General features: G+C 61.8%; 7 protein-coding genes, 2 tRNA genes and 2 rRNA genes. All 11 read left to right on the top strand.

Going from position 1 to position 12,938, the window contains the following annotated elements; all coding sequences use genetic code 11:
- The first annotated feature begins 75 nt into the window (after positions 1–75).
- Entirely contained in the window at positions 76–1,167 is a 1,092-nt protein-coding gene (gene phnS, locus WS54_RS11330; protein ID WP_059780018.1) for a 2-aminoethylphosphonate ABC transporter substrate-binding protein, read from the top strand.
- 34 nt (positions 1,168–1,201) lie between these two features.
- The gene (phnT, locus tag WS54_RS11325; RefSeq protein WP_034206097.1) at positions 1,202–2,305 is read left to right on the top strand and encodes a 2-aminoethylphosphonate ABC transport system ATP-binding subunit PhnT; all 1,104 of its coding nucleotides are present in this window, start codon (positions 1,202–1,204) and stop codon (positions 2,303–2,305) included.
- Positions 2,283–3,203: a 2-aminoethylphosphonate ABC transporter permease subunit gene (phnU, locus tag WS54_RS11320; protein WP_034206098.1), complete on the top strand. Its 921-nt coding sequence runs from the start codon at positions 2,283–2,285 to the stop codon at positions 3,201–3,203. The genes phnT and phnU overlap by 23 nt, the downstream gene beginning before the upstream one ends.
- Complete coding sequence (gene phnV, locus WS54_RS11315) at positions 3,193–4,053, top strand: 2-aminoethylphosphonate ABC transport system, membrane component PhnV (RefSeq protein WP_059780017.1); 861 nt, start codon at positions 3,193–3,195, stop codon at positions 4,051–4,053. Before phnU ends, phnV begins: the two co-directional genes overlap by 11 nt.
- Entirely contained in the window at positions 4,050–5,357 is a 1,308-nt protein-coding gene (phnA, locus tag WS54_RS11310) for a phosphonoacetate hydrolase (protein WP_059780016.1), read from the top strand. Before phnV ends, phnA begins: the two co-directional genes overlap by 4 nt.
- Positions 5,354–6,808, top strand: a complete 1,455-nt coding sequence (gene phnY / locus WS54_RS11305) for a phosphonoacetaldehyde dehydrogenase (RefSeq protein WP_059780015.1) — start codon at positions 5,354–5,356, stop codon at positions 6,806–6,808. The genes phnA and phnY overlap by 4 nt, the downstream gene beginning before the upstream one ends.
- Before the next feature lie 4 nt (positions 6,809–6,812).
- Positions 6,813–7,367, top strand: a complete 555-nt coding sequence (locus WS54_RS11300; RefSeq protein ID WP_034206102.1) for a phosphonate degradation HD-domain oxygenase — start codon at positions 6,813–6,815, stop codon at positions 7,365–7,367.
- Positions 7,368–7,873: 506 nt separating this feature from the next.
- Positions 7,874–9,406, top strand: a 16S ribosomal RNA gene (locus WS54_RS11290).
- A gap of 64 nt (positions 9,407–9,470) precedes the next feature.
- Positions 9,471–9,547, top strand: a tRNA-Ile gene (locus WS54_RS11285).
- A 92-nt stretch (positions 9,548–9,639) separates the two neighbouring features.
- Positions 9,640–9,715 (top strand) — tRNA-Ala (locus WS54_RS11280).
- A gap of 298 nt (positions 9,716–10,013) precedes the next feature.
- Positions 10,014–12,894: ribosomal RNA gene (locus WS54_RS11270) — 23S ribosomal RNA — on the top strand.
- Together the 16S and 23S rRNA genes with 2 tRNA genes alongside form the textbook arrangement of a ribosomal RNA operon.
- Positions 12,895–12,938 lie beyond the last annotated feature (44 nt).

Raw genomic sequence — 12,938 nt, 5'->3', positions numbered from 1 at the left:
GGCGGCCTGCCCGGAGACGACAGGAGAGCCGGATCGTGCCCCGGCCGTTTGGTGTTCCGCCTACGGAGAAGTGAGATGACACTGCAGAAACCCTCGCGCGCCGCTGCCGGCGCGTTCCGCAAGCTCGCGCTGGCCGCCTGCGCCGCCGGTCTGCTGCAAGGCGCCGCGATGCCGGCGCATGCGGCGAACGCGGTCGTGCTGTACACGGCGGACGGCCTCGAGAACCTCTATCGCGATGTGCTGCCGGCCTTCGAGAAGAAGGAAGGCGTGAAGGTCAACATCGTGACGGCAGGCAGCGGCGAGGTGGTGAACCGCGCGAACATCGAGAAGAATTCCCCGAAGGCCGACGTGATCGTCACGCTGCCGCCGTTCATCCAGCAAGCCGGCCAGATGGGCCTGCTGCAGCCGTACCAGAGCGTGAACTACAAGAACGTGCCGGCCATCGCGAAGGCCGAGGACGGCACGTGGGCGACCTTCGTGAACAACTACTTCTCGTTCGCGATCAACCCGGACGTCGTGAAGAACCAGCCGAAGACGTTCGCCGACCTGCTCGCGCCGGCCTACGCCGGCAAGGTCGCGTACTCGAACCCGGCCACGGCCGGCGACGGGATGGCCGTGCTGATCCTGACGACGTCGCTGATGGGCGAGGACAAGGCCTTCGACTACCTCGCGAAGCTGTCGCAGAGCGTGAAGTTCCACACGAAGGGCACGGGCTACCTGAACGTGCTGCTGTCGCGTAACGAGATCAGCGTCGCGAACGGCGACCTGCAGATGGACCTCGACGACGCCGAGCACGGCGCGCTGTCCGTCAAGCCGATCTTCCTGGCCGCGAAGGCCGGCGACCAGCCGACCACGTTCCAGCTCCCGTATGGCATCGGCCTGATCAAGAGCGGCCCGAACCAGGACGCCGGCCGGAAGCTGATCGACTACCTGATGTCGACGGAAGTGCAGTCGAAGGTGCCGGACATGTACGGCATCCCGGGCCGCACCGACGTGCCGCTGGCCGGCAAGAACGGCGAAGCGGTCAAGAAGGCGATCGCGGGCGTGAAGCTGATTCCGGTCGACTGGACCCAGGTGATGGCGAAGAAGCCGGTGTGGATCGAGCGCTGGAAGAAGGACGTGATCGGCAGCTCGGGCAAGCAGCTCGACGTCGTCAAGCCGAAGTGATCGGCGCACGCCGTCCGTATCAGCAAGCAAGAGGATGAACCCGGTGGAAACCACCCTGACCCATCCCGGCGCATTCGGCGCCGCCGAACCGCACGCGACGTTGCGGTCCGGCGCGCCGGGCGGCGTGCAGATCGAACACCTGAGCGTGCGCTACGGCGCACGCACGGTGCTCGACGATCTGTCGCTGTCGATCGGCGCCGGTGAATTTCTGACCGTGCTCGGCAAGAGCGGCTGCGGCAAGACGACGCTGCTGCGCTTCATCGCCGGGTTCGTGAAGGCCGACGGCCTGACCGGCACGCTCACCGTGGCCGGGCGCGACCTGACCTATGCGCCGCCGCACAAGCGCAACCTCGGTCTGCTGTTCCAGAATTACGCGCTATTCCCGCACCTGTCGGTGTTCGAGAACGTCGCATTCGGGCTGCGCGCACGCGGCATGGCGTCGTCGGAAGTGACGCGCCGCGTCGCCGACGCGCTCAAGCTCGTGCAACTCGGCGATGCCGGCCACCATCTGCCCGCGCAACTGTCGGGCGGGATGCAGCAGCGCGTCGCGCTGGCCCGCGCGCTCGTGATCGAGCCCGACGTGCTGCTGCTCGACGAGCCGCTGTCGGCGCTCGACGCCAACCTGCGTGCGTCGGTGCGCAGCGAACTGAAGGCGTTGCACGAGCGCCTGCCGAACCTGACCGTCGTCTGCGTGACGCACGACCGCGACGACGCGCTCGTGCTGTCCGACCGCGCGCTGCTGATGCGCGACGGCCACATCGCGCAGCTCGGCACGCCGCAGCAGTTGTACGACGCGCCGCGCGACGGTTACGTCGCGCGCTATCTCGGCCCGGCGAACCTGCTGCCGCCGCACGTGATCTTCCCGCTCGGCGATCCGCGCCACGAGGTGCGCGGCAAGGTCGCATGCGTGCGCCCCGAGCGGCTGACGGTGATGCCGCCCGCGGCGGGCGGCCTGCACGGCACCGTGTCGTCGGTCGAATGGCAGGGCGCGGACCTGTCGATCGCGGTCGTGATCGACGCGGCGCCCGACGAGCCCGTGCGCGTCACGATGCAACGCGGCCGCGGCGCGGCCCCCGAGCGCGGTGCGCGCGTGTCCCTGCATTGCGAGGCAGACGATGTCGTCCTTATCGAGCCCTGAAACCGGCCTGCCGCCGCACGTGCTCGCGTCGGCCGCCGCCCATGCCGCCGCCGCGCGGCGTCGCAGGCGCATGGGCGACCTGCACCTGGCCGCGCTCGCGATCGTCGTGCTCGGCCCGCTCGTCGTCTATCCGCTGGTGAAGCTCGTGCTGCTGAGCGTCTCGGGCGATCACGGGTTGAGTTTCGCCGCGTACCGGACCTTCTTCGGCAATCCCGACACGCGCAACGTGCTGCTGACGACACTCGGCGTCCTGTTCGCGAGCGCTGGCACCGCGTCGGTGCTCGGCGTGCTGCTGGCTGCGCTGCTGTTCTTCAGGCCGTTCCCGGGCGCGTCGCTCGTCACGCGCTTCCTGGAGCTGTACGTCGCGTTTCCGTCGTTCCTCGTCGCGTTCACGCTGATCTTCCTGTACGGCTCGCAAGGCTCGATCAGCATCGCGCTGCAGCACCTGTTCCATCTCGAGAACCCGCCGCTCGACTTCCTGTTCGGGATCGGCGGCGTGATCCTTGCTCAGACCGTGTTCTACACGCCGTTCGTCGTGCGGCCGACGCTCGCGTCGTTCGCGACGCTCGACCTGCGGTTGATCGAAGCCGCGCGCAGCCTCGGCGCGCCCGGCTGGATGCTCGCGCGCCGCGTCGTGCTGCCGATCGCGTGGCCGGGTATCGCCGCCGGCACCGTGTTGTGCTTCCTGCTGACGCTGAACGAATTCGGGATTCTGCTCGTGCTCGGCAGTGCGCGGCTCGTTACGTTGCCGGTTGCCATCTACAGCAGCGCGACCGTCGATCTCGATCTGCCGACCGCATCGGCCGGCGCGGTCGTGATGTTGTCGCTGTCGCTGGCGCTGTATACGGTTTATCGCCGGGTGAACCGGCGTGCGACGGGAGGAAACGATGTCCGCTGAATTCCGTATCGAGCACGCCGTGCCGCGCCACGCGATCGGCTGGACCGACGCGCTGCTCAAGCATGCGTCGCGCGTCGCGCTCGCGCTGGCCGCCTTCGCATGCTTCTGGCTGTTCGTGCTGCCGGTAATCGTCGTCGCGCTGTCGAGCGTGTCGACGCAGTGGTCGGGCACGATCCTGCCGGCCGGCTACAGTCTGCGCTGGTTCGAGCGGCTCGGCTCGCAGGAATACGACGCGCTGCTGACGAGCCTCGAAATCGGCTTCGGCGTATCGGCGCTCGGCACGATCCTCGGGCTGTGGCTGGCGCTCGCGCTCGAAGGGCGCGACCGGCGCGGCCTCGGCGCGGTCGTCGACGCGCTCGTGATGGTGCCGAACGGCGTACCGAGCGTCGTGCTCGGGCTCGCGGTGCTGATCGCGTATCACCAGAAGCCGCTCGACCTGTCGAGCTCGGCGGCGATCGTCGTGCTGGTGCAACTGGCGCTGATTCTGCCGTTCTGCTATCGCTGCGCCGCCGCCGCGTTGCGTCCGGAGCTGACCGTGTTGCGCGAAGCCGCCGCGAGCCTCGGTGCGCCGCCCGCGATGGTGCTGCGCCGCGTGCTGCTGCCGCAACTCGTGCCGGCGCTGCGCGCGAGCCTCGCGCTCGGTTTTGCGCTGTCGCTCGGCGAGCTCGGCGCGACGCTCACGGTTTATCCGCCCGGCTTCGCGACCGTGCCGATCGTCGTGATCGGCCAGGTGGAGCGCGGCTATTACCTGCCGGCGTCGGCGCTGTCGCTGCTGATGCTCGGCGCGTCGCTCGCGGCGCTGCTGCTGATCGCCGCGCGCGTGCCGCGCGGCTCGCGGGCGGCATCATGAATGCCGCGTTCGCGTTGCGCCATCCCGGCGATGCGTCGCCCGCCGGCGCGTCGACCGGTCTCGCCGGACGCACGATCGACGTCAATGGTCGGTGCTACCGGTTGCCGATCGAGCCGACCGTCGTCGTCTGTGTCGACGGCTGCGAGTACGACTATCTCGAACGCGCGGTGGAAGCGGGCGTCGCGCCGTTCATCGGCCGGATGATCGCGGAGGGCACGGCCTGGCGCGCCGATTGCGTCGTACCGACCTTCACCAACCCGAACAACCTGTCGATCGTCTGCGGCGTGCCGCAGTCGGTCCACGGCATCTGCGGCAACTATTTCTGGGACCCGGCCGCCGACGGCGGGCGCGGCGCCGAAGTCATGATGAACGACCCGGCCTATCTGCGGGCCGGTACGCTGCTCGCGGCGGCGGCCGACGTCGGCGCGCGGGTGGCCGTCGTGACCGCGAAGGACAAGCTGCGCAGGCTGCTCGGCTGGCGGCTGAACGGCATCTGCTTTTCGGCCGAGAAGGCCGCACAGGCCAATCTCGCGGAAAACGGGATCGTCGACGTGCTCGACTGGGTCGGCCTGCCGTCGCCGGACGTGTACAGCGCGGCATTGTCCGAATTCGTGTTCGCGGCCGGCGTACGGCTCGCGCAGACGCGCCAGGTCGACCTGATGTATCTGTCGACCACCGACTACGTGCAGCACAAGTGCGCGCCGGGCAGTGCCGGCGCGAACGCGTTCTACGCGATGATGGACGGCTACCTCGCCCAGCTCGACGCGCTCGGCTGGGCGATCGGCCTTACGGCCGACCACGGGATGAACGCGAAGCACGATCCGGCGACGGGCCGGCCGAACGTGATCTATCTGCAGGATGCCTTCGACGGCTGGTACGGCGCGCAGGCTGCGCGCGTGATCCTGCCGATCACCGATCCGTACGTCGTGCACCACGGTGCGCTCGGTTCGTTCGCGACGATCTACCTGGCGCCGGGTGTCGACCGGGCCGAGGCGATGTGGCGCGTCGGCGGCCTCGACGGCGTCGAGCTCGTGCTCGACAACGCGGAAGCCGCCGTGCGCTTCGAACTGCCGGCCGACCGGATCGGCGATCTCGTCGTGATCGGCCGCCGTGACATGACGCTCGGCACGCGCGAGCGCGAACACGACCTGTCGGGCCTCACGGTGCCGCTGCGTTCGCATGGCGGCGTGTCCGAGCAGGAAGTGCCGCTGCTGTTCAATCGCCGTATCGAGCGGGACGATCCCGCACGTCGCCCGCGCAACTTCGACGTGTTCGATTTCGTGTTGAACCGGATCGCGACATGATGGCTCATCCGCGGCAGGATCATCCGTCGTTTCGTGCGGAAGCATTGCGCTGGCGCGGCACGCGTGCGATGCGCGAGCGCACGCTCGACGTCACGGATCCGTACACCGGAACACGCGTCGGCACCGCGCCGCTCGCCAGTGTCGACGACGTGCGCGCGGCGTTCGATTACGCGATGGCCTACCGGCCGACGCTCACGCGCTACGAGCGTTCGCAGATTCTCGAACGTGCGGGCGCGCTGCTGCGCGAGCGCACCGAGGAAGCGTCCGACCTGATCACGCTCGAGTCGGGGCTGTCGAAACGGGATTCGCGCTACGAGATCGGCCGTGTGGCCGATGTGCTGAAGTTCGCGGCGGTCGAGGCGCTGCGCGACGATGCGCAGAGTTTCTCGTGCGACCTGACGCCCCACGGCAAGGCGCGGCGCGTGTTCTCGCAGCGGCAGCCGCTCGACGGCGTGATCGTCGCGATCACGCCGTTCAATCATCCGATGAACCAGGTGGCGCACAAGATCGCGCCGGCGATCGCGACCAACAATCGCGTGATCGTGAAGCCGTCGGAGAAGGTGCCGCTGTCGGCGTTCTATCTGGCCGACCTGTTATATGAAGCGGGGCTGCCGGAGCCGATGCTGCAGGTGCTGACCGGCAATCCGGCCGAGCTCGCGGACGAACTCGTCACGCATCCGCATGCGTCGCTGATCACGTTCACCGGTGGCGTCGCGATCGGCAAGGCGATTGCCGCACGGGCCGGTTACCGGCGCATCGTGCTGGAACTGGGCGGCAACGATCCGCTGATCGTCCTCGCCGATGCCGATCTCGACCGCGCGGCGTCGCTCGCGGTGCTCGGCTCGTACCGGAATTCGGGCCAGCGCTGTACGGCCGTCAAGCGGATGCTGGTGCAGCGCTCGATCGCGCCCGCGTTCACCGAATTGCTCGTCGAGAAGACGCGCGCATGGAAATACGGCGATCCATTCGATCCCGAGAACGAAATGGGCACGGTGATCGACGAAGCGGCGGCACGGCTGTTCGAGGCGCGCGTGAACGAGGCGGTCGCGCAGGGCGCGCGCCTGCTGACCGGAAATGTTCGGCGCGGCGCGCTGTATGCGCCGACCGTGCTCGACAACGTCGATCCGTCGATGACGATCGTGCGCGAGGAGACCTTCGGCCCCGTCTCGCCCGTCATCGCGTTCGACACGATCGACGACGCGATCCGGATCAGCAACGGGACGGCGTTCGGGCTGTCGTCGGGTGTCTGTACGGACAGCACGGCGGCCGTCGTGCGGTTCGTGAACGAACTGAACGTCGGCACGGTGAACGTGTGGGAAGTGCCGGGATACCGGATCGAACTGTCGCCGTTCGGCGGGATCAAGGATTCGGGGCTCGGCTACAAGGAAGGCGTCCAGGAGGCGATGAAGAGTTTCACGAACCTGAAGACGTTTTCGCTGCCTTGGGAGTAAACGGATGGCGCTGACGGTGGAAGAGATCCACGGGCTGTATCGCGAGCATGGCCATGTGGCCTATAGCGGCGAACCGGTCACGCAGCTCGAGCATGCATTGCAGAGCGGATGGCTGGCGGAGGCGTCCGGGGCGGACGAAGCGCTGGTTGCGGCGGCGTTCCTGCACGACCTCGGCCATTTGCTGAATCGCCAGGGCGAGACGCCGAGCGCGCGCGGGATCGACGATCTGCATCAGTATTATGTGCTGCCGTTCCTGCGGCCGCTGTTCAACGATGCGGTGCTCGAGCCGATCCGGCTGCACGTCGACGCGAAGCGGTGCCTGTGCCGCACGGATGCCGGCTACTTCGAGAGCCTGTCGCCGGACTCGGTGCGCAGCCTGGCGTTACAGGGTGGCATCTTCAGTGAAGAGGAGGCGGTAGCGTTCCAGCAGCGCCCGTTCGCGGAGGACGCGCTGCGCCTGCGCCGCTGGGACGACGCGGCGAAGGAAGAAGGCAGGGTGACACCGGATCTCGACCACTATATGGAGATCGTCGCGCGCCAGGTGCGCGCGGCCTCCTGACGGTTCGTCTGCTTCTATATAAGGCGCCGCACGCGATAGCGTGCGGCGCCTTATATTTTTTGCGAAACCCCTTGCGCGATTGCCGGGGGATGCATAGAATCACGCCTCTTTCGCGCCAACGGAAACACGGCGCGGGAGGAAGGGAAGCGGTGCTGTTGGAGTTCGGAAGTCACGAGCCCGACGGCGCAGAAAGATGGCCCCGCAGTCGCAACGATGTAGTTTAGAAAGTTGTTGACGAGCTGCGAAACACGGTTCATAATCTCGCTTCTCTGCTGCTGAAAACGCAGCGCTGCCGGGAAACTTCAGGTTCCCGCGCAGAATGCTCTTTAAAAATTAACAGCCGATAAGTGTGGGCGCTTGATGACAGCGAGCTGATCCTCGGATCAGATAGCAAAAGTATCAAGAGTCTCACACTAAAGTAAGTCAGGTTTATGAAGTGATTCATATTCCTGTCAGCTTTGAGTGAGCGACCGGTTCTTAACTGAACCGAAAACAGTAACAGGTTTGAACTGAAGAGTTTGATCCTGGCTCAGATTGAACGCTGGCGGCATGCCTTACACATGCAAGTCGAACGGCAGCACGGGTGCTTGCACCTGGTGGCGAGTGGCGAACGGGTGAGTAATACATCGGAACATGTCCTGTAGTGGGGGATAGCCCGGCGAAAGCCGGATTAATACCGCATACGATCCACGGATGAAAGCGGGGGACCTTCGGGCCTCGCGCTATAGGGTTGGCCGATGGCTGATTAGCTAGTTGGTGGGGTAAAGGCCTACCAAGGCGACGATCAGTAGCTGGTCTGAGAGGACGACCAGCCACACTGGGACTGAGACACGGCCCAGACTCCTACGGGAGGCAGCAGTGGGGAATTTTGGACAATGGGCGAAAGCCTGATCCAGCAATGCCGCGTGTGTGAAGAAGGCCTTCGGGTTGTAAAGCACTTTTGTCCGGAAAGAAATCCCTGGCTCTAATACAGTCGGGGGATGACGGTACCGGAAGAATAAGCACCGGCTAACTACGTGCCAGCAGCCGCGGTAATACGTAGGGTGCAAGCGTTAATCGGAATTACTGGGCGTAAAGCGTGCGCAGGCGGTTTGCTAAGACCGATGTGAAATCCCCGGGCTCAACCTGGGAACTGCATTGGTGACTGGCAGGCTAGAGTATGGCAGAGGGGGGTAGAATTCCACGTGTAGCAGTGAAATGCGTAGAGATGTGGAGGAATACCGATGGCGAAGGCAGCCCCCTGGGCCAATACTGACGCTCATGCACGAAAGCGTGGGGAGCAAACAGGATTAGATACCCTGGTAGTCCACGCCCTAAACGATGTCAACTAGTTGTTGGGGATTCATTTCCTTAGTAACGTAGCTAACGCGTGAAGTTGACCGCCTGGGGAGTACGGTCGCAAGATTAAAACTCAAAGGAATTGACGGGGACCCGCACAAGCGGTGGATGATGTGGATTAATTCGATGCAACGCGAAAAACCTTACCTACCCTTGACATGGTCGGAATCCTGCCGAGAGGCGGGAGTGCTCGAAAGAGAACCGGCGCACAGGTGCTGCATGGCTGTCGTCAGCTCGTGTCGTGAGATGTTGGGTTAAGTCCCGCAACGAGCGCAACCCTTGTCCTTAGTTGCTACGCAAGAGCACTCTAAGGAGACTGCCGGTGACAAACCGGAGGAAGGTGGGGATGACGTCAAGTCCTCATGGCCCTTATGGGTAGGGCTTCACACGTCATACAATGGTCGGAACAGAGGGTTGCCAACCCGCGAGGGGGAGCTAATCCCAGAAAACCGATCGTAGTCCGGATTGCACTCTGCAACTCGAGTGCATGAAGCTGGAATCGCTAGTAATCGCGGATCAGCATGCCGCGGTGAATACGTTCCCGGGTCTTGTACACACCGCCCGTCACACCATGGGAGTGGGTTTTACCAGAAGTGGCTAGTCTAACCGCAAGGAGGACGGTCACCACGGTAGGATTCATGACTGGGGTGAAGTCGTAACAAGGTAGCCGTATCGGAAGGTGCGGCTGGATCACCTCCTTTCCAGAGCTATCTCGCGAAGTTGAGCGCTCACGCTTATCGGCTGTAAATTTAAAGACAGACTCAGGGGTCTGTAGCTCAGTCGGTTAGAGCACCGTCTTGATAAGGCGGGGGTCGTTGGTTCGAATCCAACCAGACCCACCATTGTCTGACGTGTCGGTGATCGTTAGCGCTTTAGCGCTTACGAGCATCCCATGCCGGCAGGCTGTAGGTACACCTGAGGCATCTGTACTCATGGGGGCATAGCTCAGCTGGGAGAGCACCTGCTTTGCAAGCAGGGGGTCGTCGGTTCGATCCCGTCTGCCTCCACCAATCTTCAATGCGAAGTGCTTGGTTCGAAAGCGAACCGAGGATTTGGCATTGGCGATTGAGCCAGTCAGAGGATATCAACAGATATCGGCTGTCGTTCTTTAACAATCTGGAAGAAGTAAGTAATTTGGATAGTGGAAGCGTCTTTGAGATGGACGTGGAAACTATCCGGGTTGTGATTGTATCGATGTATCTCAAGATGATTCGAACTTCATGTTCGGCTCAATTTGGAATACGGCACAACGCGAGAACTCAACCTGTAGCGGCTGTAGCGTCGAAAGATGAGACAGACTCGTTATAGGGTCAAGCGAACAAGTGCATGTGGTGGATGCCTTGGCGATCACAGGCGATGAAGGACGCGGTAGCCTGCGAAAAGCCCCGGGGAGCTGGCAAACAAGCTTTGATCCGGGGATATCCGAATGGGGAAACCCACTCCTTATGGAGTATCCATGGCTGAATACATAGGCCATGTGAAGCGAACGCGGTGAACTGAAACATCTAAGTAACCGCAGGAAAAGAAATCAACCGAGATTCCCAAAGTAGTGGCGAGCGAAATGGGATGAGCCTTGCACTCTTTATTTGTATTGTTAGCCGAACGCTCTGGAAAGTGCGGCCATAGCAGGTGATAGCCCTGTAGGCGAAAACAGTATGAAAGAACTAGGTGTGCGACAAGTAGGGCGGGACACGTGAAATCCTGTCTGAAGATGGGGGGACCATCCTCCAAGGCTAAATACTCGTGATCGACCGATAGTGAACCAGTACCGTGAGGGAAAGGCGAAAAGAACCCCGGGAGGGGAGTGAAATAGATCCTGAAACCGCATGCATACAAACAGTCGGAGCCTCGCAAGGGGTGACGGCGTACCTTTTGTATAATGGGTCAGCGACTTACGTTCAGTAGCAAGCTTAACCGTATAGGGCAGGCGTAGCGAAAGCGAGTCCGAATAGGGCGTTCAGTTGCTGGGCGTAGACCCGAAACCAGGTGATCTATCCATGGCCAGGATGAAGGTGCGGTAACACGTACTGGAGGTCCGAACCCACTAACGTTGAAAAGTTAGGGGATGAGCTGTGGATAGGGGTGAAAGGCTAAACAAACCTGGAAATAGCTGGTTCTCTCCGAAAACTATTTAGGTAGTGCCTCGTGTCTCACCTTCGGGGGTAGAGCACTGTCATGGTTGGGGGGTCTATTGCAGATTACCCCGCCATAGCAAACTCCGAATACCGAAGAGTGCAATCACGGGAGACAGACATCGGGTGCTAACGTCCGGTGTCAAGAGGGAAACAACCCAGACCGCCAGCTAAGGTCCCCAAATATAGCTAAGTGGGAAACGAAGTGGGAAGGCTAAAACAGTCAGGAGGTTGGCTTAGAAGCAGCCACCCTTTAAAGAAAGCGTAATAGCTCACTGATCGAGTCGTCCTGCGCGGAAGATGTAACGGGGCTAAGCTATATACCGAAGCTGCGGATGCGAGCTTGCTCGCATGGTAGGAGAGCGTTCCGTAAGCCTGCGAAGGTGCGTTGAAAAGCGTGCTGGAGGTATCGGAAGTGCGAATGCTGACATGAGTAGCGATAAAGGGGGTGAAAGGCCCCCTCGCCGTAAGCCCAAGGTTTCCTACGCAACGTTCATCGGCGTAGGGTGAGTCGGCCCCTAAGGCGAGGCAGAAATGCGTAGCTGATGGGAAGCAGGTCAATATTCCTGCACCGTCGTTAGATGCGATGGGGGGACGGATCGCGGAAGGTTGTCCGGGTGTTGGAAGTCCCGGTCGCTGCATTGGAGAAGGCGCTTAGGCAAATCCGGGCGCAGGATTCAAGGGTGTGGCGCGAGCGACTTAGGTCGCGAAGCAATTGGAAGTGGTTCCAAGAAAAGCCTCTAAGCTTCAGTCTAACGATGACCGTACCGCAAACCGACACAGGTGGGCGAGATGAGTATTCTAAGGCGCTTGAGAGAACTCGGGAGAAGGAACTCGGCAAATTGGTACCGTAACTTCGGGATAAGGTACGCCCTTGTAGCTTGACTGGCCTGCGCCAGGAGGGTGAAGGGGTTGCAATAAACTGGTGGCTGCGACTGTTTAATAAAAACACAGCACTCTGCAAACACGAAAGTGGACGTATAGGGTGTGACGCCTGCCCGGTGCCGGAAGATTAAATGATGGGGTGCAAGCTCTTGATTGAAGTCCCGGTAAACGGCGGCCGTAACTATAACGGTCCTAAGGTAGCGAAATTCCTTGTCGGGTAAGTTCCGACCTGCACGAATGGCGTAACGATGGCCACACTGTCTCCTCCCGAGACTCAGCGAAGTTGAAGTGTTTGTGATGATGCAATCTACCCGCGGCTAGACGGAAAGACCCCATGAACCTTTACTGTAGCTTTGCATTGGACTTTGAACCGATCTGTGTAGGATAGGTGGGAGGCTATGAAACCGGAACGCTAGTTTCGGTGGAGCCGTCCTTGAAATACCACCCTGGTTTGTTTGAGGTTCTAACCTTGGCCCGTGATCCGGGTCGGGGACAGTGCATGGTAGGCAGTTTGACTGGGGCGGTCTCCTCCCAAAGCGTAACGGAGGAGTACGAAGGTACGCTAGGTACGGTCGGAAATCGTGCTGATAGTGCAATGGCATAAGCGTGCTTAACTGCGAGACCGACAAGTCGAGCAGGTGCGAAAGCAGGTCATAGTGATCCGGTGGTTCTGTATGGAAGGGCCATCGCTCAACGGATAAAAGGTACTCTGGGGATAACAGGCTGATACCGCCCAAGAGTTCATATCGACGGCGGTGTTTGGCACCTCGATGTCGGCTCATCTCATCCTGGGGCTGTAGCCGGTCCCAAGGGTATGGCTGTTCGCCATTTAAAGAGGTACGTGAGCTGGGTTTAAAACGTCGTGAGACAGTTTGGTCCCTATCTGCCGTGGGCGTTGGATATTTGAAGGGGGCTGCTCCTAGTACGAGAGGACCGGAGTGGACGAACCTCTGGTGTACCGGTTGTCACGCCAGTGGCATCGCCGGGTAGCTATGTTCGGAAGAGATAACCGCTGAAAGCATCTAAGCGGGAAACTCGCCTTAAGATGAGATATCCCTGGAGGCTAGACCTCCTTGAAGGGTCGTTCGAGACCAGGACGTTGATAGGTCGGGTGTGTAAGCGCAGTAATGCGTTCAGCTAACCGATACTAATTGCCCGTAAGGCTTGATCCTATAACAAGTCTGTCTTAACAGGACTTGTTGATTCTCGTGTGCGA

The sequence above is a fragment of the Burkholderia sp. NRF60-BP8 genome (assembly GCF_001522585.2).
GTDB lineage: Bacteria > Pseudomonadota > Gammaproteobacteria > Burkholderiales > Burkholderiaceae > Burkholderia.
The sequence above is the reverse complement of the archived record's forward strand: the minus strand, read 5'-3'. Positions and strand labels throughout refer to the sequence as shown.